Source organism: Comamonas sp. CAH-2, from assembly GCF_009668305.1.
In the GTDB taxonomy this organism is placed as follows: domain Bacteria; phylum Pseudomonadota; class Gammaproteobacteria; order Burkholderiales; family Burkholderiaceae_C; genus Comamonas; species Comamonas aquatica.
Genome location: NZ_VSWF01000020.1, coordinates 19423 through 41486 on the forward strand (window position 1 = coordinate 19423; position 22064 = coordinate 41486).

General features: G+C 65.8%; 17 protein-coding genes and 1 pseudogene. 10 read left to right on the forward strand and 8 right to left on the reverse strand.

The window, feature by feature from the left end; all coding sequences use genetic code 11:
• Positions 1–53 precede the first annotated feature (53 nt).
• From FYM52_RS12010 to FYM52_RS12030, 5 genes are all read left to right on the forward strand, one after another.
• Complete coding sequence (locus FYM52_RS12010; RefSeq protein WP_154164268.1) at positions 54–2225, forward strand: TonB-dependent hemoglobin/transferrin/lactoferrin family receptor; 2172 nt, start codon at positions 54–56, stop codon at positions 2223–2225.
• Positions 2226–2301: 76 nt separating this feature from the next.
• On the forward strand, positions 2302–3384 hold the full coding sequence (locus FYM52_RS12015; protein WP_154164269.1) for a hemin-degrading factor: 1083 nt from the start codon (positions 2302–2304) through the stop codon (positions 3382–3384).
• 13 nt (positions 3385–3397) lie between these two features.
• Entirely contained in the window at positions 3398–4288 is an 891-nt protein-coding gene (locus tag FYM52_RS12020; RefSeq protein ID WP_370513838.1) for a hemin ABC transporter substrate-binding protein, read from the forward strand.
• Positions 4285–5340 (forward strand): iron ABC transporter permease, encoded by a 1056-nt coding sequence (locus tag FYM52_RS12025; protein WP_154164270.1) that lies wholly within the window; start codon positions 4285–4287, stop codon positions 5338–5340. Before FYM52_RS12020 ends, FYM52_RS12025 begins: the two co-directional genes overlap by 4 nt.
• Positions 5337–6176: a heme ABC transporter ATP-binding protein gene (locus tag FYM52_RS12030; RefSeq protein WP_154164271.1), complete on the forward strand. Its 840-nt coding sequence runs from the start codon at positions 5337–5339 to the stop codon at positions 6174–6176. The genes FYM52_RS12025 and FYM52_RS12030 overlap by 4 nt, the downstream gene beginning before the upstream one ends.
• Before the next feature lie 96 nt (positions 6177–6272).
• On the opposite strand, the gene FYM52_RS12035 is transcribed toward FYM52_RS12030, so the two are convergent.
• A complete protein-coding gene (locus tag FYM52_RS12035) occupies positions 6273–7109 on the reverse strand; it encodes a pyruvate, water dikinase regulatory protein (RefSeq protein ID WP_042415487.1) in 837 nt (278 codons plus the stop codon).
• A 184-nt stretch (positions 7110–7293) separates the two neighbouring features.
• Here FYM52_RS12035 and ppsA point away from each other — a divergent pair, with 184 nt between their 5' ends.
• The 4 genes from ppsA (at position 7294) to FYM52_RS12055 (ending at position 12749) form a co-directional block, all read left to right on the forward strand.
• Positions 7294–9684: a phosphoenolpyruvate synthase gene (ppsA, locus tag FYM52_RS12040; RefSeq protein WP_045266398.1), complete on the forward strand. Its 2391-nt coding sequence runs from the start codon at positions 7294–7296 to the stop codon at positions 9682–9684.
• An 18-nt stretch (positions 9685–9702) separates the two neighbouring features.
• On the forward strand, positions 9703–10047 hold the full coding sequence (locus FYM52_RS12045) for a DUF4212 domain-containing protein (RefSeq protein ID WP_051519615.1): 345 nt from the start codon (positions 9703–9705) through the stop codon (positions 10045–10047).
• The gene (locus FYM52_RS12050; protein WP_154164272.1) at positions 10025–12118 is read left to right on the forward strand and encodes a VC_2705 family sodium/solute symporter; all 2094 of its coding nucleotides are present in this window, start codon (positions 10025–10027) and stop codon (positions 12116–12118) included. Before FYM52_RS12045 ends, FYM52_RS12050 begins: the two co-directional genes overlap by 23 nt.
• A gap of 181 nt (positions 12119–12299) precedes the next feature.
• A complete protein-coding gene (locus FYM52_RS12055; RefSeq protein ID WP_154164273.1) occupies positions 12300–12749 on the forward strand; it encodes a hypothetical protein in 450 nt (149 codons plus the stop codon).
• A gap of 85 nt (positions 12750–12834) precedes the next feature.
• Here the strand turns inward: FYM52_RS12055 and FYM52_RS18915 are convergent, their stop codons facing one another.
• From FYM52_RS18915 to FYM52_RS12065, 3 genes and pseudogenes are all read right to left on the reverse strand, one after another.
• Positions 12835–13188, reverse strand: coding sequence for an FKBP-type peptidyl-prolyl cis-trans isomerase (locus FYM52_RS18915; protein ID WP_225890510.1), 354 nt, complete (start codon positions 13186–13188; stop codon positions 12835–12837).
• Positions 13183–13527, reverse strand: a pseudogene (locus FYM52_RS18920) (FKBP-type peptidyl-prolyl cis-trans isomerase); the annotation flags it as partial. The pseudogene FYM52_RS18920 and the gene FYM52_RS18915, both read right to left, overlap by 6 nt.
• Positions 13528–13624: 97 nt before the next feature.
• The gene (locus FYM52_RS12065) at positions 13625–13930 is read right to left on the reverse strand and encodes a helix-turn-helix domain-containing protein (RefSeq protein ID WP_042415506.1); all 306 of its coding nucleotides are present in this window, start codon (positions 13928–13930) and stop codon (positions 13625–13627) included.
• 332 nt (positions 13931–14262) lie between these two features.
• Here FYM52_RS12065 and FYM52_RS12070 point away from each other — a divergent pair, with 332 nt between their 5' ends.
• Complete coding sequence (locus FYM52_RS12070) at positions 14263–15504, forward strand: CaiB/BaiF CoA-transferase family protein (protein ID WP_154164274.1); 1242 nt, start codon at positions 14263–14265, stop codon at positions 15502–15504.
• A 170-nt stretch (positions 15505–15674) separates the two neighbouring features.
• Here FYM52_RS12070 and rpoD read toward each other — a convergent pair whose 3' ends face one another.
• The 4 genes from rpoD to flhD all read right to left on the reverse strand — a co-directional run bounded on the left by rpoD (position 15675) and on the right by flhD (position 21680).
• On the reverse strand, positions 15675–18140 hold the full coding sequence (gene rpoD, locus FYM52_RS12075; protein WP_154164275.1) for an RNA polymerase sigma factor RpoD: 2466 nt from the start codon (positions 18138–18140) through the stop codon (positions 15675–15677).
• A gap of 474 nt (positions 18141–18614) precedes the next feature.
• On the reverse strand, positions 18615–20627 hold the full coding sequence (gene dnaG, locus FYM52_RS12080; RefSeq protein ID WP_162524714.1) for a DNA primase: 2013 nt from the start codon (positions 20625–20627) through the stop codon (positions 18615–18617).
• A gap of 147 nt (positions 20628–20774) precedes the next feature.
• Positions 20775–21317: a flagellar transcriptional regulator FlhC gene (gene flhC / locus FYM52_RS12085; protein ID WP_042415514.1), complete on the reverse strand. Its 543-nt coding sequence runs from the start codon at positions 21315–21317 to the stop codon at positions 20775–20777.
• Between the two features lie 36 nt (positions 21318–21353).
• A complete protein-coding gene (flhD, locus tag FYM52_RS12090) occupies positions 21354–21680 on the reverse strand; it encodes a flagellar transcriptional regulator FlhD (RefSeq protein ID WP_043385911.1) in 327 nt (108 codons plus the stop codon).
• Between the last annotated feature and the right edge of the window lie 384 nt (positions 21681–22064).

Below are 22064 nucleotides of genomic sequence, written 5' to 3' on the forward strand. Positions count from 1 at the left end.
CCTAGGTTCGCCAGCGTTTGGATATCACCAAATGAAGGAAGAGAGAACGAGCTATGACACAGTTGTGGGGAGGCCTGCGCCCAGTGGCGTGCGCGGCCATGTGGGCTGGGGTGTGTGCAGCAGCGCAAGCGGCCGAGCCGCAGTTGCCGACGACGGTGGTGACCGAGCAAGCCTCGGAGCTGTCCACCACCTATGGGGTGGAGTCCCTGAACCAGGCCGATCTGGAGCGCCAGCAGGTGCTGGACATCCGCGATGCGACCCGGGACATGGTGAACGTGGAGGTGCCACGCCAGCCCAAGCGCGGCACCGGCATCTCGGGCACCACCGGGCGCGAGGGCAATACCGGGTTTGAAATCCGCGGCCTGGGTGGCAACCGGGTGCAGATGCTGATCGACGGCATTGCCCAGCCCGAGGCCGACAGTTTCATGAACAGCCACAGCTTCGGCCGCGACCATGTCGACCCGCTGACCCTGTCGGCCATCGAGGTGCACAAGGGCGTGTCGCCGGTCAGCCTGCCGGCCGGCGGGATTGCCGGGGTGGTCCATATGCGCACCCTGCTGCCGGCCGACCTGCTCAAGGACGGCAAGACGCTGGGCGGACGGGCCCTGCTGGGCTGGCGCAGCGAAAACCAGGGCCTGACCGCTGGCGCCGCGCTGGCGGGCAAGGCCTCGGCGCAATGGCAGTGGCTGCTGTCCGTCAACGGTGAGTGGAGCGACGAGATCGACAACATGGGCACCGTGGGTGGCACGGGCCTGCAGCGCACCCAGCCCAATCCGGAAGACAACCGCCGCCAGTCGGTGCTGGCCAAGCTGGTCTTCCAGCCCGATGCCAACCAGACCCATGTCTTCACGGCCGAACACCGCCGCCAGGACGTGCATGTCAACAACCTGCACGACTTCGCCAACGGCACCACCCGCAGCCACATTGACGACAACGACAGCACGCGCAGCCGGGTGTCGCTGAAGTCGGACTTCCGGGTGCACAGCGCGGCCGCCGACCTGCTGAGCAGCTACCTGGCCTGGCAGGACAGCAGCAACCGCCAGCAGCTACGGCTGGACACCAGCACGGCGAATGGCATGCGTGTGCGCGACCACCATTACGACGAACGCATGCTGCAGGCCGGCGTGCAGGCGCGCAAGCAGTGGGGGGCGCATGCGCTGCACTATGGGCTGGACCTGAGCCGCCTGGACAACGATTTCGACAGCCTGTCCACCGACAACGGTGTGACCACCTCGGTGCCCAAGGGGCCGGACACCCGCACTACGCGCTGGGGCGCCTTCGTGCAGGACAACATCGAGCTGGGCGCCTTCCTGGTCAAGCCAGGCCTGCGCTACGAATCGGTCGATATCGACGCCGACGCCGGCAGCATCCACATGGGGGCCTCGGGGGCCACGCCGGTGTCCAAGCGCTTCGATGCCTGGCTGCCGCAGCTGGGCACGCAGTGGAACCTGGCCGGGGGCCTGCAGCTGTATGCCAACTATGCGCGCGGCTTCCGTGCACCCACGGCGGGCGAGCTGAACAACTTCTTTGGCAATGTGACGCCGTTCTATGGCTACTACATCCTGCCGAATCCCAACCTCCAGGCGGAAACCAGCAACAACTTCGACCTGGGCCTGCGCCAGACCGAGGGCGCCTTCCAGTGGGAGGCCGCGGCGTTCTACGGGCGCTACCGCAACTTCATCGAACGCTATGCCAACGCCGGCTCGGTGGGCACCTCCCCGGTGATCAGCCTGCAGCAGTCGCGCAACCAGGCGCAGGCCACGATCAAGGGCGTGGAGCTGAAGGCCAAGGCGGAGCTGGGCCAGGCCTGGGGCGGGGCCTGGCATTTGCGCGGTGGCTATGGCTACACCAAGGGCACGGGCGAGGACGGCCAGGGCCTGGAAAGCATCTCGCCCCACCAGTTGAAGCTGGGCCTGGGCCAGAAGGCGGCGCGCTGGAACTGGGAGCTGGCGGCCACCTACACCGCGGCCAAGAAGCCGCGCGATGTGCCGTCCAGCAGCACGGCCCTGTTCCTGAGCCCTGCGTCCACGGTGCTGGACCTGAGCGGCCAGGTGGAGCTGCGCAAGGGCGTGCGCCTGAACCTGGGCCTGTTCAACCTCACCGACAAGAAGTACTGGAACTGGTCCGATGTGCGCGGCGTGACGACGGCCACCGAGCGTGCCGCCATCGACGCCTACAGCAACCCGGGGCGCAACCTGCGCGTCTCGCTGGTCGCCGACTTCTAAGGCCGGTTCGGCCAGCCCCCTCGCCATACCGCACGGTCGGCATGGCGCCCGTTTTTTCCCAACCAGGAGCAACACCATGAACGCCGTAGTGGAACAACCGTTGGCCGATCACGCCGCGATACGCCAGGCCTTTGCCCAGGCGCGCGCCCAGGGGCTGCGCGCCAAGGACGCCGCCCAATCCGTGGGCCTGAGTGAGGGGGCGGTGGTCGCCGCCCACGTGGGGGCGCATGCGCAGCCCCTCAAGGCGCTGGCGCTGGCGCCGCAGTGGTTCGAAATCCTGTCGGCGCTGGCGCCTTGCGGCACACTGATGGCCTTGACGCGCAACGAGTCCGTCGTCCACGAAAAGGATGGCATCTACCAGGGCTTCAGCCGCGAGGGGCAGGTGGCCCTGTGCAACAACGACGACATCGATCTGCGCATCTTCTTCTTCCAGTGGCATGCCGGTTTCGCCGTGACCGAGCCGGGCCAGGGCGGGGCAGCGCAGCGCAGCCTGCAGTTCTTCAACCAGCATGGCGTAGCGGTGCACAAGATCTATGTGCGCCCCAGCACCGACCTGCAGGCCTGGGAGGCCGTGGTGCAGCGCTTTGCCGATGCACAGCAGGACTATGGCTTCGTGCCGGCCAAGCCGCGGGCCGTGGTCAAGGACGATGCCAGCATCGACGCCGCAGGCCTGCGCCAGGCCTGGGCGAACATGCAGGACACGCACGAGTTCTTCGGCATGCTGCGCCACTTTGAGTGCGAGCGCCAGCAGAGCTTTCGCCTGACCCGGGGGGAGTTCTGCGAACCGCTGCACCTGGGGGCCGAGACCCCGCTGCTGCAGCAGGCCGCGGCGGCGGCCGTGCCCATCATGGTGTTCGTCGGCAGCAAGGGCTGCATCCAGATCCACTCCGGGACCGTGCACCACATCAAGCCCATGCAGACGCCCGGTGGCGCGGACTGGATCAATGTGCTGGACACTGGCTTCAACCTGCACCTGCGCCGCGACCTGATCACGGCGGCCTGGCTGGTGCGCAAGCCCACCAGCGACGGCGTGGTGACCTCGGTGGAACTGTTTGATGCGTCCGGCGATGTGGTGGCCATGTTCTTCGGGGTGCGCAAGCCGGGTGAGCTGGAGCTGCCCGCCTGGCGTGATCTGGCCGAAAGCCTGCCACGTGCCTGAGGGGAGACGGGAAATGCACCCACAGTTCGCACCGCAGACCTGGCCGCGCCGCCAGTGGCTGGCGGCCCTGGCCGCCTCGGGCATGGCGGCGGCCTGGCCGGCGTGGGCGCAGCAGCGTGGCCGGCCCGTGCGCCGTCTGATCAGCGTGGGCGGCGCTCTGACCGAAGTGGTCTACGCCCTGGGGGCGCAATCGCTGCTGGTGGCCACGGACACCACCAGCCTGTACCCCGAGGCCGCCACCCGCACGCCCAAGGTGGGGTATTTGCGCCAGCTGTCCGCCGAGGGGCTGCTGTCCCTGCAGCCGGACGCCCTGGTGGGCGCGGCCGATGCCGGGCCGGCCGTGGTGCTGGAGCAGGTGCGCGCGGCCGGGGTGCGGGTGGAACTGGTGCCTGCGCAGCACAGCTTCGAGGAAGTGCTGCGCAAGGTCGAGACTGTTGGCCGGGTGACCGGGCGCGAGGCCCAGGCTGCGCAACTGGCCCAGCGCCTGCAGCAGGAATGGGCCCAGGTGAGCCGGCAGGTGGCCCAGGCCACGCGGCGTCCGCGCGCCCTGTTCATCCTTTCGCACAATGGATCGCCCATGGTGGCGGGCACGGACACCGCCGCCCATGCCCTGCTGACACTGGCCGGCGCCGACAACGTGGTGACGGCATTCGCCGGCTACCGGCCCCTGACGGCCGAGGCCATGGCCGCAGCGGCGCCGCAGGTGATCATCAACAGCACCCAGGGGATTGAAGCCCTGGGCGGGGTGGTGGTGTTCTGGCAGCGGCCGGAGCTGGCCCTGACCCCGGCGTTTGCCCACAAGGCCCTGGTGACGATGGAGGCCAGCCATCTGCTGGGCTTCGGTCCGCGCCTGCCTTCGGCCGTGCAGGCCCTGCACCGCCAGATGCTGCAGGTGACGGCATGAGGCCGCATGCGGGCGTGGCCGGGCGCCTGCCGCCCGCGCTGGCGGTGGGCGGTGGCGTGGTGCTGGCCTTGCTGGCCTTGCTGTGGGGCGGCGCGCAGGGGGCGTATGCCATCAGCCCACTGCAGATTCTGGTGGTGTTGCGCGATGCCCTGGGTGGGCACGCCGCGCAGGGGCCGGAGCACCTGGTGTTCCTGAACATCCGCCTGCCCCGCTTGCTGCTGGGCGCGGCCGCTGGCGCAGGCCTGGGGGTGGCCGGCGCGCTGATGCAGGGCCTGTTTCGCAACCCGCTGGCCGACCCCGGCCTGATCGGCGTGAGCAGCGGCGCGGCCCTGGCTGCGGCCGGGGCCATCGTGCTGGGGCCGCAATGGTGGCCCGACCTGGGGTTCAAGCTGGGCAGCTGGACCCTGGCATGCAGCGCCTTTGCGGGCGGCATGCTGGTGACCGGGCTGATCTATGGGCTGGCGCAGACCCTGGGCAGCACGCGCATCGCGCTGATGCTGCTGGCCGGGATTGCCATCAACGCCCTGGCCGGGGCGGGCCTGGGATGGCTGAGCTATGTCTCCAACGATGAGCAGTTGCGCAATGTGCAGCTGTGGCTGATGGGCAGCCTGGGCCAGTCGCGCTGGCCCACGGTGCTGCTGGTCGGCGGTGCCGTGGCGGTGTGCCTGGCGGCAGCGCTGCTGCTGGCCCGGGCGCTCAATGCCCTGGCGCTGGGCGAGGCGCAGGCCCAACTGATGGGCGTGGCGGTGGAGCGCACCAAGCGCTGGGCCATCGTGGTCGCGGCGCTGGCCGTGGGTGTGGTGACCTCGGCGACCGGCGTGATCGGTTTCATCGGCCTGGTGGCCCCGCACGGGGTGCGGCTGCTGGCCGGGCCGGACCACCGGGTGGTGCTGCCGTGCTCGGCCTTGCTGGGGGCGGCCCTGGTGCTGGCGGCCGATGCCCTGGCGCGCACCCTGGTGCAGCCGGCCGAGATGCCGCTGGGCGTGCTGACGGCCTGCATCGGCGTGCCGCTGTTCCTGTGGATGCTGCGCCAGTTCCGGGGGCGGGTATGAGCGGGCCGGCGGCATCGCAGGCGCTGGTGTGCGCCGGACTGCAGGTGCGGGCCTCGGCCCACGGGCCGCTGCTGGCGACCGTGCAGGCCGCGCTGGCACCAGGGCGGCTGACGGCCATCGTCGGCCCGAATGGGGCCGGCAAAAGCACCCTGATGGCCGTGATGGCAGGTTTGCGCCCGCCGGCGGCGGGCCGGGTGTGCCTGGGGACGGAGCCCTTGCACCGGCTGCCGGCGGCCCAGCTGGCGCGGCGCATGGCCTTCATGGCGCAGGAAACCCAGGTGGCCTTTGCCTTTTCCGCGCAGGAAGTGGTGGAGATGGGGCGCTACCCCCACCGCCAGCAGCCTTCGCACCAGGAGGCGCAGATCGTGCAGTCCGCCATGGACAGCATGGGCGTGGCCCACCTGGCACGGCGCGAAGTCACCACCTTGTCCGGCGGCGAGCGTGCGCGCGTGCAGCTGGCGCGGGTGCTGGCCCAGCTGTGGCAACCCCACGGCCTGGGCAGCCAGTGGCTGCTGCTGGACGAGCCGACCGCTGCGCTGGACCTGCAGCACCAGCACCAGGTGATGGCCTTGCTGCGCATCCGGGCGCAGACCCAGGGCCTGGGGGTGGTGGCGGTGCTGCACGACCTGAACCTGGCGCTGCGCTATGCGCACGAGGTGCTGCTGGTGCCCGGCCAGGGGCGGGCGGCCGAGCTGGGTGCCGTGTCCGACATCCTGACGCCGGACTGCATGGCCCGGGTCTGGGGCATCCACAGCGAAGCGGTGCGCATGCAGGATGGGGCACTGCAGTACCTGTTTGCCCCGGCATCCCGTCCTGGGGCCGAGGTCTGCTTGTAAAAAAATAGCTGCCAGCGATTGCTGTATGCGCGCTGGCAGCTGTTTTCATGCGGAATGTGAAGACGGCGGGGCCGGGCAGGGCGCCGCCTGCGGGCCTCAGCCGTGGCCGTGTCCCATGCCCAGGCGGTGGGGCAGCACTTCCTGCAGGATGGTGGTCGAGATTTCCTCGATCGACTTGGTGGTGGTCGACAGCCAGCTCACGCCGGCGCGGCGCATCATGGCCTCGGCCTCGTGCACTTCGTGGCGGCAGTTCTCCAGGCTGGCGTAGCGCGAGTTGGGGCGGCGCTCGTTGCGGATGCTGGACAGGCGCACGGGGTCGATCGTCAGGCCGAACAGCTTCTTGCGGATGGGCTCCAGCGCCGGGGGCAGCTTCTTGCGCTCGAAGTCCTCGGGGATCAGCGGGTAGTTGGCCACCTTCAGGCCGAACTGCATGGCCAGGTACAGGCTGGTCGGGGTCTTGCCCGAGCGGCTCACCCCCACCAGCACCACGTCTGCGCCACTGAGGTCGTGGTTGGTCTGGCCGTCGTCGTGGGCCAGCGTGTAGTTGATGGCCTCCATGCGGTCCAGGTATTCCTTGCTCTGGCTGATGTCCGAGAAGCGGCCCACGCGGTGCTGGCTCTTCATGCCCAGCTCGTCTTCCAGCGGCTGCACAAAGGTACCGAACATGTCCATCAGCAGGCCCTTGCAATGGGCGTTGATGATGGTGACCACCTCCTGGTTGACCAGGGTGCTGAACACGATCGGCTTCTTGCCTTCCACATCCCCCGTGTGGTTGATCTGGCGCACCGCCTGGTGGGCCTTGTCCACGGTGTCAACAAAGGGGATGCGCACGATGCGGGGCTTGATGTCGAACTGGGTCATCAGGGCGGTGCCAAAGGTCTCGGCAGTGATCCCTGTGCCATCCGAAATAACGAATACGGTGCGCGTGTGCATGGGCAGGCTTATCCAATCAGATCAAACACCCGGGGTCACGGCGGAAATCGTGCCCCGGGCCTACAATGGCGCCCATTATTCCCAAATTTCGCTCGCATGCAGGCCGACCGCCGACAACCAGAACATCCAAGATGTGGTGGGCAGGCATGTGGGACATACCGGTTTTTAACTTTGGAGCCTTCCCATGTCTAACCGTTTCGAAGCGACCGCTCTGGTCGTGCCTTTCGAACAACTGCGTATGAGCGACGTCGAAGTCGTAGGCGGCAAGAACGCCTCGCTCGGCGAAATGATTTCCCAGCTGCCCCAGGGCGTGCGCGTGCCCACGGGCTTTGCCACCACGGCCCACGCCTTCCGCGAATTCCTGGCCTACGAAGGCCTGGCCGACAAGATTTCCGCCAAGCTGGCGGCGCTGGACGTCGAAGACGTGCGCGCCCTGGCCCAGGTGGGTGCTGAAATCCGTGCCCTGGTGGAAGCACAGCCTTTCCCGGCCGACCTGGAAGCCGCCATCCGCGCAGCCTTCATCACGCTGCAAGGCGGTAACGACGCCGCTTCGTTCGCCGTGCGCTCCTCCGCCACCGCGGAAGATCTGCCCGACGCCTCGTTCGCCGGCCAGCAGGAAACCTTCCTGAACGTGGTGGGCATCGACGACGTGCTGCACAAGATGAAGGAAGTGTTCGCGTCGCTGTACAACGACCGCGCCATCTCCTACCGCGTGCACAAGGGCTTTGCCCACGACGTGGTGGCCCTGTCCGCCGGCGTGCAGCGCATGGTGCGCTCTGACCTGGGCGCGGCCGGCGTGATGTTCACCATCGACACCGAGTCCGGCTTTGAAGACGTGGTGTTCATCACCTCCAGCTATGGCCTGGGCGAAACCGTGGTGCAAGGCGCCGTGAACCCCGACGAGTTCTACGTGCACAAGCCCATGCTCAAGGCTGGCAAGAGCGCGCTGATCCGCCGCAACCTGGGCTCCAAGCTGATCCAGATGGTGTTCTCCTCGCCCGAAGAGAAGGCCGCCTCCGGCAAGCTGGTCAAGACCACCGACGTGGCCCCCGAGCTGCGCAACCGCTACTCGCTGACCGACACCGAAGTGCAGGAACTGGCCAAGTACGCGCTGGTGATCGAGCAGCACTATGGCCGTCCCATGGACATCGAATGGGGCAAGGACGGCACCGACGGCCAGCTGTACATCCTGCAGGCACGTCCCGAAACCGTGAAGAGCCAGTCTAAGGGCCAGGCCGAACTGCGCTACAAGCTCAAGGGCACCGGCAATGTGCTGGCCGAAGGCCGCGCGATTGGCCAGAAGATCGGTACCGGTCCCGTGCGTCTGGTGTCCGACATTTCGCAGATGGACCAGGTCCAGCCCGGCGACGTGCTGGTGACCGACATGACCGACCCCAACTGGGAACCCGTCATGAAGCGCGCCTCCGCCATCGTGACCAACCGTGGCGGCCGCACCTGCCACGCCGCCATCATCGCGCGTGAACTGGGCATTCCTGCCGTGGTCGGCTGCGGCGATGCCACCGCCCGCCTGAAGGACGGCACCCTGGTGACCGTGTCCTGCTCGGAAGGCGACACCGGCAAGATCTATGACGGCCTGATCGAGACCGAAGTGACCGAAGTCACCCGCGGCGAAATGCCCGAGATCAAGACCAAGATCATGATGAACGTGGGCAACCCCCAGCTGGCCTTCGACTTTGCCCAACTGCCCAACGCCGGCGTGGGTCTGGCCCGCCTGGAGTTCATCATCAACAACAACATCGGCGTGCACCCCAAGGCCATCCTGGACTACCCCGCCGTGGACCCCGACCTGAAGAAGGCCGTGGAATCCGTGGCGCGTGGCCATGCCTCGCCCCGCGCCTTCTACGTCGACAAGGTCGCCGAAGGCGTGGCCACGATTGCCGCCGCCTTCTGGCCCAAGCCCGTGATCGTGCGCATGTCGGATTTCAAGTCCAACGAATACCGCAAGCTGATCGGTGGCAGCCGCTACGAGCCCGAGGAAGAGAACCCGATGCTGGGCTTCCGCGGTGCCGCGCGTTACATCTCCGAAGACTTCGGCGAAGCCTTCAAGATGGAATGCGAAGCCCTGCGCCGCGTGCGTGAGGACATGGGTCTGACCAACGTGCAGATCATGATCCCCTTCGTGCGCACCCTGAAGCAGGCCGAGCGCGTGACCACCATGCTGGGCGACAACGGCCTCAAGCGCGGTGAGAACGATCTCAAGCTGATCATGATGTGCGAGGTGCCTTCCAACGCCATCCTGGCCGAGGAGTTCCTGGAGTACTTCGACGGCTTCTCCATCGGTTCGAACGACCTGACCCAGCTGACCCTGGGCCTGGACCGCGACTCCGGCCTGGAGTTGCTGGCCGCCGACTTCGACGAACGCGACCCCGCCGTCAAGAAGATGCTGGAGCGCGCCATCGACGCCTGCCTGAAGCAGGGCAAGTACGTCGGCATCTGCGGTCAGGGCCCTTCGGACCACCCCGACTTCGCCCAGTGGCTGGCGGACAAGGGCATCGTCTCGATCTCGCTGAACCCCGACACCGTGATCGACACTTGGCAGCAACTGGCGGGCTAAGACCGCGAAAGGCCTGTGATGCAGTTTTCTCACGACGATGTGCATGACAGGCCGGCGGCAGGCGGGGGGCAGATGCCGCCCGACCTGCACGACACCCACCACCTGTGGCTCAAGGCAATCTTGCTGGCGGTCTGGGTGGTGTTTTCGTTTGGCGTGTGCTTTTTTGCGCGGGACTTGCAGGCATGGGTGCAAGGCTGGCAGTTGGGCTACTGGATGGCCGCCCAAGGGGCTGTCCTGATGTTCATGCTGATCGCGCTGGTTTACTGTGTGGTCATGGACAGGTTCGAGAGCCACAGCGCCTCGGCACCTGATGCCACCTTGCCAGCTGCCCGTACCACCCATGCCCACCCCCTCCGGCGTTAGCGCCACTTCCTCCTCCTTGCGTGCCCGTGCCTACCGGTGGCGTGTCCATCGCTGGGTCGCCCTGTACAGCTTGGCCGTGATCGGCTTTCTGCTGCTGATGGCCTGGGCCGAAGAGCACGGCCTGTCGCGCCACTGGATCGGTCCCATCTTCCTTTTCGTCCCGGTCATGGTGTATGCCGCCATCGGCATCTGGGGGCGCACCAGCGATGCCGACGAATACTATGTCGCCGGCCGCCGCATTCCCCCGGTCTACAACGGCATGGCCGCCGCCGCCGATTGGATGAGTGCGGCCTCCTTCATCAGCCTGTCGGGCGCGCTGTACCTGCAGGGCTTTGGCGGCACCGCCGGCCAGCCGGGCGGCCTGGCCTATCTGCTGGGCTGGACCGGGGGCTTCTGCCTGGTGGCCATGCTGGTGGCCCCGCACCTGCGCGCCATGCAGCTGTACACCCTGCCGGATTTCTTCCAGGCCCGCTTCGGTGGCCGGTGGCCGCGCACGGTGGCAGCCCTGGCGTCGGTGCTGTGCTCGTTCACCTATGTGGTGGCGCAGATTTACGGGGTGGGGCTGATCGCCTCGCGGCTGACCGGGGTGCAGTTCGAGATCGGCATCATGCTGGGCCTGGGCGGGGTGCTGCTGTGCTCGTTCCTGGGTGGCATGCGCGCCGTGACCTGGACCCAGGTCGCGCAGTACGTGGTGATCCTGCTGGCCTTCCTGATTCCCGTGTCCTGGCTGGCGTACAAGCAGCTGGGCAATCCGGTGGCGGCCGTGGCCTATGCCAGCCAGCTGCAGAAGATCACCGAACTGGAGGATGCCCTGCTGCAGTCGCCCCATGAGCTGGCGGTGCGCCAGGCCTACCAGGCGCGGGTCGAGGCGCTGGAGGCCAAGCTGGTGGATGTGCCGCTGTCGCTGGAGCGTGACCGGCTGGTGCTGCACGAACGCATCCGCTACCTGCGCTCGGTCAACAGCGATGTGGGCCAGATCGTGGCCACCAGCCGCGAATACGCCAACCTGCCGCGCAACGCCCAGGAGGCCCAGCTGCGCTGGCGCCAGCAGCTGGAGGAGTACCGCGAACGCGCGCGGCCACTGTCCGGCCTGCCGCGCCACAGCCAGCCGTTTGGCGGCGACCCGGACGGCACGGCCGATGAGCGCGCGCAGTTCAACGACGAGCGCAACAACTTCCTGGCGCTGATGTTCTGCCTGATGGTGGGCACGGCCGGCCTGCCCCACCTGCTGGTGCGCTACTACACCGTGCCCTCGGTGTCGGCGGCGCGCACCTCGGTGGCGTGGACGCTGTTCTTCATCGCCCTGCTGTACCTGACGGCCCCGGCGCTGGCGGCGCTGATCAAGCTGGAGGTGATGAACAACCTGGTGGGCGTGCGCTTTGACGAGCTGCCGAACTGGATCGCGCAGTGGGCGCGGGTCGATGCCTCGCTGCTGTCGGTGGAGGATGTCAACGGCGACGGGGTGCTGCAGTTTGGCGAGCTGCGCCTGGGCGCCGACCTGATCATGCTGGCGACACCGGAAATCGGCGGCCTGCCGTATGTGGTGGCGGGCCTGGTGGCCGCCGGCGGGCTGGCGGCGGCGTTGTCCACGGCCGACGGCCTGCTGCTGACCATCAGCAACGCCCTGGTGCGCGACCTGTACTTCCAGGACCGGCCGCGCAAGACCTCGCCCGAGCAGCGGGTCATCGTCTCCAAGTTCGTGCTGATGGCGGTGGCGCTGCTGGCGGCGCTGGTGGCGGGGCAGCGGCCGTCCGACATCCTGCCCATGGTGGCGGCCTCGTTCTCGCTGGCGGCCTCGGCCTTTGTGCCGGCCATGGTGCTGGGCATCTTCTGGCGCGGCGTCACCCGCTATGCGGCGCTGGCCGGTATGCTGGCCGGGCTGGGCGTGGCGCTGTACTACATGCTGTCGCACACCGCCATGGTCCAGCACTGGCTGCCGTCCGTGCTGCTGGCCGATGGCCTGTGGTGGGGCATCCAGCCGGTGTCCTCCGGCGTGTTCGGCGTGGCGGCCGGCATGGCCGTGACCCTGCTGTGGAGCTGGGTGGGGCCGCGCGAATCGCTGCAACGATAGCTGCTAACGCTTACCTGGTGCGGTTTTCGGAATAAAAACGGCTGAAAACCAAGAGCTGTCGCGCGCAGCACGCTCATGTTTCCATGAGCGCCTGCTGTGCCCAGTCCCTGGATTGCCCCAATGGGGCCCGCTGCGGGCCTGTGCCATGCTGTCTCCCACAAGGGCAACGGAGGGATGCGCGATGGGACGGCGTTTGATCAAGACCGAGGCAGGCCAGCAGGCGTTCAAGGCGCGCAGCGCACAGCTGGCCGGCAAGCTGCGCTCGGCCTTTTTGCTGTTCGATGGATTGCGCACGGTCGACGAGGTGCTGCAGGCCACGCAAGGCCTGGGCCTGGGCGTGGCGGACATCGACACCCTGGTGCAGGCCGGCCTGCTGGCCGAGGCCCCGGACAGTTCGCCGGCAGCAGCGCCTGCCGCCAGCCCTTCGGCGCGTTCTGCCCAGGAGCGCTACCGCGACGCCTACCCGGTGGCCGTGGCGCTGACGGGGAAGCTGGGCCTGTCGGGCTTTCGTCTGAACCTGTCGGTGGAGGCCGCCACCAGCTTTGACCAGCTGGCCGCTGTGGCCCCCAAGATTCGCGATGCGGTCGGCCCCCAGGCCTATGTGCCGCTGGAGCAGGCGTTGTTTGCCTGAGGCCGTGGCGGCCACGGCATCTCTCTCTGGGGCATAAAAAACGGCCTGTCGATGACAGGCCGTGTTGTGCGGGGTGTGTGCGGGCTCAGACGGCCAGCAGTTCCACGTCAAACTTCAGCGTGGCGTTGGGCGGGATCACGCCGCCGGCGCCGCGGGCGCCATAGCCCATTTCCGGGGGGATGATCAGGGTGCGCTTGCCGCCGACCTTCATGCCTTCCACGCCCTTGTCCCAGCCCTTGATGACCATGCCCGCGCCCAGTTGGAACACGAAGGGGTCGTTGCGGTCCTTGCTGGAGTCGAACTTGGCGCCTTGCTGGCCGTCCTTGTACAGCCAGCCGGTGTAGTGCACGGTCACGCGCTTGCCGCGGGTGGCTTCGGCTCCTTCGCCGACCACGGTGTCCTCGATCTGCAGCACGGGGGCCGCCTTGGTGGACAGCAGCTCGACCTCGAACTTCAGCGTGGCGTGGGGCGGGATCACACCGCCCGCGCCATGCGCGCCATAGCCCAGTTCGGCGGGGATGATCAGGGTGCGCTTGCCGCCCACCTTCATGCCTTGCACGCCTTCGTCCCAGCCACGGATCACCATGCCGTCGTCCAGGGTGAACTCGAAAGGCTCGCGGCGGTCCTTGCTGGAGTCGAACTTGGCACCTTGCTCACCATCCAGGTACAGCCAGCCGGTGTAATGCACCTTGACGTCAGCGCCGCTGATGGCTTCGGCGCCCTGACCGACAACGGTGTCTTCGTATTGCAGGCCAGAGGCAGTGGTGGTCAGTGCCATGAAAAATTCCTTGTGTGGACGAAACAGAAAAACAAAAGGCACCGGCGGTCCAAAACCTCGGGTGCCTGTCGCGGTTGCCGCAGCGGCAGCGCGTAGATTACTTCTTCGCGCGTGCGGCTGCCCAGCGTGTGGCAAAAGCCTGCAGATCGCTCAGGCGCTTGAGCAGGTCCTGGCCCGACGCGGTGACGGTGTAGCCGTCGTTGCCATGCTCCATCAAGCCTTCTTCGCGCAGTTCCTTGATGCGGGTGTTCAAGGTGTTGGGCGTGATGCCGCCCACGCTGTCCTGCAGCAAACGGAAGGTTTGCGGATGCCCATCACGCAGTGCCCACAGCACGCGCAATGCGTAGCGGCGCTCGAGTTTTTCGAGCAACTGGTTGATGGCGGCGTTTTCCTTAGAGCTCATGGACGCTTCTCCTTGCGCTGAGATGGGGGATGGGCCGGGCGGTAGGCTGGCCCCGAACCAACGTGAATCGACTATAGCTGTGAATGCTGTCTGCTACAAGTTTAGTAGCTCGGGACAAAGAATCGCTAGGCTGTAAAGCCCGAAAGTGCGCAAAAACGCTGCTTTTGTTGTAGCGCTGCCACGTTCCCACACCGGGGGAATCACGTTCCGGGATGCCCGGATTGCCCAAAACATGGGTGAAGGGCCCAGGGGGGCTTTCTAGAATGCCCGGATTCCAGGGGAAACCCTAGGCGCGGCCGTGCTGCGTCCATCTCTGCTATTTTTTTGTGAACATGACCGACACCACCCCCTCCGACCTAGCGCCGCACGGCGCCACCTCCACCCCTTCGAAGCCGCTGCCGTTGCAAGGCATTCGCGTGGTGGAGTTCAGCCACATGGTGATGGGGCCGGCGTGTGGCATGGTGCTGGCGGATTTGGGGGCCGAGGTGATCAAGGTGGAGCCGGTGGACGGCGACCGCACGCGCCACCTGCTGGGCGCCGGGGCGGGTTTCTTTCCCATGTTCAACCGCAACAAGAAGAGCGTGGCCATCGATCTGCGCCAGCCCGAGGGCGTGCAGGCTGCCATCCGGCTGGCTGCGAGTGCCGACGTGGTGCTGCAGAACTTCAAGCCCGGGGTGATGAAGAAGTACGGCCTGGACCATGCCAGCCTGTCGCGGCTCAACCCGGGCCTGATCTATGTGAACCACACCGGCTTTCTGCCTGGCCCCTACGAGCACCGCACCGCGCTGGACGAGGTGGTGCAGATGATGGGCGGGCTGGCCTACATGACCGGTCGCCCGGGCGATCCGCTGCGCGCGGGCAGCAGCGTGAACGACATCATGGGTGGCATGTTCGGCGCCATCGGCGCCATGGCTGCGCTGATGCAGCGCGCGCAAACCGGCCAGGGTCAGGAGATCGATGCGGCGCTGTTCGAGAACAACGTCTTCCTGGTCGGACAGCACATGATGCAGTACGCGGTGACCGGCCAGCCGGCAGCGCCCATGCCCGAGCGCATCTCGTCCTGGGGCCTGTACGACGTGTTCAGCGTCCAGGACGGGGCGCAGATCTTCCTGGCGGCCGTGAGCGATGCGCAGTGGCGCACTTTCTGCACGGCCATGGGCTTTGATGACCTGCTGGCCGATCCGGCGCTGCAGACCAACAACGACCGCGTGCGTGCACGTGCGACGCTGATGCCCGATTTGCGCCAACGCCTGGCGCAGCACAGCGCGGCGCACCTGGCCCAGGTGTTTGAAGACCACCAACTGCCCTATGCCCCGATCTCGCGGCCCGAGCAGTTGTTTGACGACCCGCACCTGCTGGCCACGGGTGGCCTGGCAGAGGTGGTGCTCAGCGATGGTGACAAGGCGGGCCAGACGGCCAAGACCACCTTGCTGCCGCTGCGCATGGATGGCGAGCGCCTGCCGGTGCGCAGCAACCCGCCCAAGGCGGGCGAGCACACGGCCGAGCTGCTGGCCAGCCTGGGTTACAGCGCAGTAGAGATCGAGGTGATGCGCCAGCAGCAGGCCGTGGCCTGATGCCCGTGTTGGGCATGTGAACGAAATCGGCCTGCAGCGCCGATGCAGCCAGCGCCGACTGCTATGGTTTGAGTGAGTAGGCATGAAAAAAGGAGACCCGCGGGTCTCCTTTGGTTTGGGCGCCACCTGCCGCGAGGACAGGTGGGTTGCGCCGTTTGGGCCGTACGCGCTTACAGCGAATCGATGAAGCTGCGCAGCTTGTCCGAACGGCTGGGGTGCTTGAGCTTGCGCAGCGCCTTGGCCTCGATCTGGCGGATGCGTTCACGCGTCACGTCGAACTGCTTGCCCACTTCTTCCAGCGTGTGGTCGGTGGACATCTCGATGCCGAAGCGCATGCGCAGCACCTTGGCTTCGCGCGGGGTCAGGCCATCCAGGATGTCCTTGACCACGTCGCGCAGGCCGGCCTGCATCGCGGCGTCGATCGGCGCGGTGTTGGCCTGGTCTTCGATGAAGTCGCCCAGGTGGCTGTCGTCGTCGTCGCCGATAGGGGTTTCCATCGAGATGGGTTCCTTGGCGATCTTCATGATCTTGCGGATCTTGTCCTCGGGAATCTCCATCTTCTCGGCCAGGATGGACGCATCGGGCTCAAAACCAAACTCTTGCAAGTGTTGGCGGCTGATGCGGTTCATCTTGTTGATGGTCTCGATCATGTGCACCGGGATACGGATCGTACGGGCCTGGTCGGCGATCGAGCGCGTGATGGCCTGGCGGATCCACCAGGTGGCGTAGGTCGAGAACTTGTAGCCGCGGCGGTATTCGAACTTGTCCACGGCCTTCATCAGACCGATGTTGCCTTCCTGGATCAGGTCCAGGAACTGCAGACCGCGGTTGGTGTACTTCTTGGCAATCGAAATCACCAGGCGCAGGTTGGCCTCGATCATCTCCTTCTTGGCGAAGCGGCTGTTGCGCTCGCCTTCGTTCATGCGCTTGTTGATGCTCTTGAGCTCTTCCAGCGGCACGACCACGCGGGCCTGCAGATCGATCAGGTTCTGCTGCAGCTCCTGCACGGGCGGGATGTTGCGCGACAGCACATTGCTCCAGGCCTTGCCGGCCGAGGCGTGCTCTTCCACCCACTTCAGGTTCAGCAGGTTGGGCGGGAATTCCTTGATGAAGATTTCCTGCGGCATGCGGCACTTGTCGACGATGATCTTGCGCAGCTCACGTTCCTTCTTGCGCACATCGTCCACCTGGGCGCGCACCAGGTCGCACAGCTTCTCGATGGTCTTGGCCGTGAAGCGGATGGTCATCAGCTCGTCGGTGATGGCCTTCTGCACCTTGTTGTACGCGGGCGAGCCCCAGCCGTCCTTGTCGTAGGCCTTGCGCAGCTTCTCGAAATGCTCGGCGATCTTGTCGAAGCGCGACAGGGCTTCGTTCTTCAGCTCTTCGAGGCGGCGGGTCATGGCCTTGGAGCCACCCTTGCCGTCGTCGTCGTCCTCTTCGTCGTATTCGTCGAAGTCTTCTTCGGCCACGTAGTCGTCGTTTTCGTCGGCGTTCACGAAGCCGTCAACGATGGCCGAGATCACGACCTTGCCTTCGCGGATTTCGGCGGCCATGCCCAGCACTTCGGCGATGGTGGCGGGGGAGGCGGAGATCGCCTCCATCATGTCCATCAGGCCGCCTTCGATGCGCTTGGCAATCTCGATTTCGCCTTCGCGGGTCAGCAGTTCCACCGTACCCATTTCACGCATGTACATGCGCACTGGGTCGGTGGTGCGGCCGAATTCCGAGTCCACGGTGGACAGGGCGGCTTCGGCTTCCTCTTCCGCTTCCTCTTCGGTGGTGGCGGACTGGCCGGTGTTGTTCAGCAGCAGGGTTTCGGCGTCGGGCGTCTGCTCGTACACCGCCACACCCATGTCGTTGAGCATGGAGACCACGACTTCCAGCGTTTCCGCATCGACCAGCTTGTCGGGCAGGTGGTCGTTGATTTCTGCGTGGGTCAGGTAGCCGCGGGTCTTGCCCAGCTTGATCAGCATCTTCAGACGCTGGCGGCGGGTGTTCATTTCCTCTTCGGTCAGGACGGTTTCGTCCAGGCCGAATTCCTTCATCAAGGCGCGTTCCTTCGCCTTGCTGATCTTCATGCGCAGGGGCTTGGCCTTCTCGGTGGTGCCGGTCTCGACCACTTCAGTCTCGACTTCCACTTCGGTCTCGGCATCCGCTTCTATGTCGGCATCGGCGTCGAAGTCACCCAGATCTTCGTCGATCTCGGACTCTTCCTTGGCCTTGGGCTTGCGGCCGCGCTTGGCGGGCACCTTGGCTTCGGCGGGGGCCTTGGCGGCCTTGGCCGGGGCCTTCTTGGCGGCCGCGGGCTTGGCTTCTACGGCCTCGGCCTTGGGGGCCGCTGCTTTCTTGGCAGCAGGCTTCTTGGCGGCGGGGGCCTCGTCGCCTTCGGCCGCTTTCTTGCGACCGCGTTTCGGAGTGCTTTCGGCCAGCAGGGCGTCGGCCATGGCTTTCAGTTCAGCTTGGGACAAAGTCGCCATATCGGAATCTTTCTTGGAAGCGGCTGCCTGGGTGTAGGTGGCAGCAGACTTCTTCACGGTGGCTGCCGTGCTGGCAGCGGCCGTGGTTTTGGAAGTTTTGGGCTTCGCGGTAGCGTCGGGCGCCTGCTTGGACATCTTCGCGGACTTTGCAACGGGCATGAAAACCTCTTGGTGAAAAGCGGACACACAAAGGAAAAATGCAAGCGCCACCTAACCCGGCGCACAAGCATGCCTGGGGCATGCCGGGAGCGAACAGCTCCCAAGGCAAGATGTCTGGGCGATCATTTGGTGTGCAGTCCTTGCGGGAATTGGGCCATGCAGTTGCTGCTGACACGTGACGTCTATCACGGGGCCCGGACCGGAGGTGCTGCTGTCGCTCTTGCCGATGAATGCCTAATTATAGCGTTTGCGCCAAATTGCAAGAGGTTGGCGCGTATTTTCTGTAAATATTTTTCGCACCCCGGCCAAAGCGGTGGCTGTCAGAGGGAGATGCAGGAAAAACAAAGACTAATTTTCAAAAATAAGAGCTGCCGGCGCTTGTCAATCCATCATTTTCTTATCGAATCAATTGGAAATGAAGCTTTCACAAGCGCTAACAGCTCTGCTTTTGGAAGTCGAAAGGGCCGAGTGCCCTTACTCAGGTCTGGAGGTGACACGATCCCGCAGCAGCTTGCGGCGTTCCACCAGGGCCAGGTAATGGGCCTTGATGGCGCTGTCCGACGGGTTGGCGGCGTAGGCTTTCAGGGCTTCGGTCTCCAGGATTTCGATGCGCTTGGCCAGCAGCGGCGCCAGGATGTTGCGCAGCTCCTGCAGTTGTTCCGCTTCCTCGCCCTCGGGGTGGCCGTGCGGCCCTTCCATCAGCTGCAGCGCAAAGGTGCCATGCACGCTGTCGCGCAGGCGCTCCTGCAGCACGGCCCAGGGCTGGGGGCCATGTTCCTGGAACTGGCTCTCGATCCAGGCGAACAGCGGGCCGTGCGGCGCCGGCTGGTGGGCCAGGGTGTCCAGGTCGTCGTTGTCCAGCTGTTCGAGGAACTTCATCTGCGACAGCAGCAGGCGCACCGCCTGGTCGGGGGCGGTGGACGGCGCCACGCGCGGCCCCAGGGAGGGCGCGGGCCAGCTGTCCTGCGGGCGGCCGAACTTGCTGCCACGCTTCCATTCGCCGCGGGGGGCGCCGTTGCGGTTGCCGTTGCCCGTGCCGCGCCAGCGGTCGCCGTAGGTGTTTACATGGCCGCTGGGGGCGAATTCCTGCACCCAGTCGGGCGCGGCCGGGGCATGGGGCGGTGCGTCGTACGGGCTGTGGCTGGGTGTGGGCCGGGCGCCGCCGCGCTGGAAGCGCTTGTCCTGGGCTTCGGCCTGGGCCCACAGCTCCGACAGCTCGCGCGTGTCGATCTGGATCTTGGCGGCCAGCTCGCCCAGCACCAGGCGCTTGAAGGCGCCGTCGGGCAGCAGGTTCCACAGCGGGCGGGCCTGGCTGGACAGCTTGGCGCGGCCCTGGGCCTGGCCCAGGTCGCACTCGGCACTGGCCGCCTCGAGCAGGAACTGGCTCAGTGGCAGGGCGTTGGCGACATGGCGGGCGAAGGCGTCGCTGCCGTGCTCGCGGATGAAGCTGTCGGGGTCGTGCTCGGCCGGCAGGAACAGGAACTTCACGCTGCGCGTGTCGTTGGCGTAGGGCAGGGCGGCTTCCAGCGCCTTGTGCGCGGCGCGGCGGCCGGCGGCATCGCCGTCAAAGCTGAAGACCACGGAGTCGGTGAAGCGGAACAGTTTCTGCACATGGTCGTTGGTGCAGGCCGTGCCCAGGGTGGCCACAGCATTCGGAAAGCCCAGCTGCGCCAGGGCGACCACGTCCATGTAGCCTTCGGTGACCAGCACGTAGCCCATGCTGCGCAGGGCGTCGCGCGCCTCGAACAGGCCGTACAGCTCGCGCCCCTTGTGGAACAGCGGGGTTTCGGGCGAGTTCAGGTATTTGGGTTTTTCGTCACCCAGCACGCGCCCGCCAAAGCCGATGCATTCGCCCTTGACGTTGCGGATGGGGAACATGATGCGGTCGCGGAAGCGGTCGTAGCGCTTGTCGTCGTCCTCGCCGACGATGACCAGGCCGCTTTCCTGCAGCTGCGGGTCGTCATATTCCGGGAACACGCTGGCCAGGTTGCGCCAGCCCGGCGGGGCATAGCCCAGGCCGTACTTGCTGGAGATGGCGCCCGAGACACCGCGCTGCTTGAGGTACTGCACCGCGTGCGCGTGCTCCTTGAGCTGGTGGCGGTAGGCATTGCCGGCGCGTTCCAGCACGTCGTTCAGGGTGGCCTGCTTGAGCTTGGCGGCAGCCTGGCGCTCGCGCTCCTGCGGGCTGATGTCCTCCTGCGGCACGACCATGCCGACCTGTCCGGCCAGGTCATTCACGGCTTCCACAAAGCCCATGCCCGCATGCTCCATCAGAAAGCCGATGGCATTGCCGTTCTTGCCGCAGCCGAAGCAGTGGTAGAACTGCTTGGAGGGGCTGACGCTGAAGGAGGGGGACTTTTCGCCGTGGAAGGGGCACAGCCCCATGAAGTTGGCGCCGCCTTTTTTGAGCTGCACGTAGCGACCCACCACGTCGACGACATCGACGCGGGACAACAGCTCTTGGATGAAGGATTGGGGAATGGACACGGGCGCTATTGTCCCGTATGCGCCTGGCGCGCGTCACGGGCGGCGGGCATGCCCACGCAAAAAGCCGACAGCCTGCGGGGGCGATGGCGCAAAAAAAGCCCGGCATGGCCGGGCTGTCAAAGAAGGGGAAAGGATTGCGGCTGCGGATCAGTGCAGCATCAGGGCGCCTGCGCTCTTGCTCTTGCCAGCGCGGGCGGGTGGGTTGCACAGGCCACACTCGAAATGGCGGGCGTTTTCATACAGTTCGGAGACAAACATGCCACCGCACTTGCTGCACTTGGTGCGGGTCAGCATGTTGGCGTCCACGAACTTCACCAGGCGCCAGGCGCGGGTGAAGGACAGCAGGCAGTCCAGTTGCGAGGCCGTGACCTGCTCGGTGTACAGGCGGTAGGCCTTGGTCAGCACCTCGACAGGGTCGGCATCCACGCCCTTGGACAGGTATTCATAGATGTTCAGGAACAGCGAGCTGTGGATGTTCTCCTGCCAGGTCAGGAACCAGTCGGTCGAGAAAGGCAGCTGGCCTTTGGAGGGCGACTTGCCGGCGATCTCCTTGTACAGGCGGATCAGGCGTTCGTAGGACAGCGTGGTTTCCGACTCCAGCACCTGCATGCGGGCACCCATCTGGATGAGCATGGCAGCACGTTCGATTTGCTTGGATTCGTTCAGAACACTTTTGGCGGGCGCGGACATGGCGAGACTCCGTAGGCGGTGATCGGTCGAAGCGGCTTACAGCACTTCGGAGACGCGGCTGGCCATCAGGATGTTGGCGTGCAGGGCGTTGGTGGCTTCGTTGCCGATCTTGTTGCTGCTGTGGTTGGTCAGCAGGTTCCAGACCATTTCATCGTCAACGCGGAAGCTGCACAGCAAGGTGTTGCGGGAGGCAATCTTCAGCACTTGGGCTGCGGACAGGGTGCCCAGAATGTCACAGGCTTCTTCGCTCAGACCCAGGCGGAACACGGCTTCGGCCTTGTCCTTGCGGATCATTGTCTGCGCCAGCATCAGGTAGGTGAGGTTGGCTTCGCGGATCTCAGCGAGCAGTTGTTCGTCATTCATGGCTACATCCTTTTCCAGTTTCCAGCTTCAAATGGGCCTCGAGGGGCTGCCGCCTGTGCTTGCAAGCAAGTGGCGATCTGATGGAATGAATTCTGCGGCCGGGCCTGCAGGAAATGGAGTCGGGGTGCGCCGGTGCGCAGTGTCTGGTTGGCATCCAGACCATGTCTGGTTGTTGCCAACAGGATGTAGGATTTTTTCTTACACAAAACCCTGCACATGGCGTGCAGTGCAGTAAATGTAACTGTTTTGTGACACTTTTGAAGTGGCAATCAAACGGGGAAAAAGCCGCTTTCCAAACGCTTCAATTGTTAACCACGTTTAATCAGTGCATACGTGTATGGTGCCCTATTTTGCAGGGGGTAATGCTCCTGAAAAAGGTGCAAA

Excerpts from the sequence above, each read along its gene's own strand:
- FYM52_RS12010 (WP_154164268.1), top strand. The coding sequence starts at position 54 with ATGACACAGTTGTGGGGAGGCCTGCGCCCAGTGGCGTGCGCGGCCATG.
- FYM52_RS12015 (WP_154164269.1), top strand. The coding sequence starts at position 2,302 with ATGAACGCCGTAGTGGAACAACCGTTGGCCGATCACGCCGCGATACGC.
- FYM52_RS12020 (WP_370513838.1), top strand. The coding sequence starts at position 3,398 with ATGCACCCACAGTTCGCACCGCAGACCTGGCCGCGCCGCCAGTGGCTG.
- FYM52_RS12025 (WP_154164270.1), top strand. The coding sequence starts at position 4,285 with ATGAGGCCGCATGCGGGCGTGGCCGGGCGCCTGCCGCCCGCGCTGGCG.
- FYM52_RS12030 (WP_154164271.1), top strand. The coding sequence starts at position 5,337 with ATGAGCGGGCCGGCGGCATCGCAGGCGCTGGTGTGCGCCGGACTGCAG.
- FYM52_RS12035 (WP_042415487.1), bottom strand. The coding sequence starts at position 7,109 with ATGCACACGCGCACCGTATTCGTTATTTCGGATGGCACAGGGATCACT.
- ppsA (WP_045266398.1), top strand. The coding sequence starts at position 7,294 with ATGTCTAACCGTTTCGAAGCGACCGCTCTGGTCGTGCCTTTCGAACAA.
- FYM52_RS12045 (WP_051519615.1), top strand. The coding sequence starts at position 9,703 with ATGCAGTTTTCTCACGACGATGTGCATGACAGGCCGGCGGCAGGCGGG.
- FYM52_RS12050 (WP_154164272.1), top strand. The coding sequence starts at position 10,025 with ATGCCCACCCCCTCCGGCGTTAGCGCCACTTCCTCCTCCTTGCGTGCC.
- FYM52_RS12055 (WP_154164273.1), top strand. The coding sequence starts at position 12,300 with ATGGGACGGCGTTTGATCAAGACCGAGGCAGGCCAGCAGGCGTTCAAG.
- FYM52_RS12065 (WP_042415506.1), bottom strand. The coding sequence starts at position 13,930 with ATGAGCTCTAAGGAAAACGCCGCCATCAACCAGTTGCTCGAAAAACTC.
- FYM52_RS12070 (WP_154164274.1), top strand. The coding sequence starts at position 14,263 with ATGACCGACACCACCCCCTCCGACCTAGCGCCGCACGGCGCCACCTCC.
- rpoD (WP_154164275.1), bottom strand. The coding sequence starts at position 18,140 with ATGCCCGTTGCAAAGTCCGCGAAGATGTCCAAGCAGGCGCCCGACGCT.
- flhC (WP_042415514.1), bottom strand. The coding sequence starts at position 21,317 with ATGTCCGCGCCCGCCAAAAGTGTTCTGAACGAATCCAAGCAAATCGAA.
- flhD (WP_043385911.1), bottom strand. The coding sequence starts at position 21,680 with ATGAATGACGAACAACTGCTCGCTGAGATCCGCGAAGCCAACCTCACC.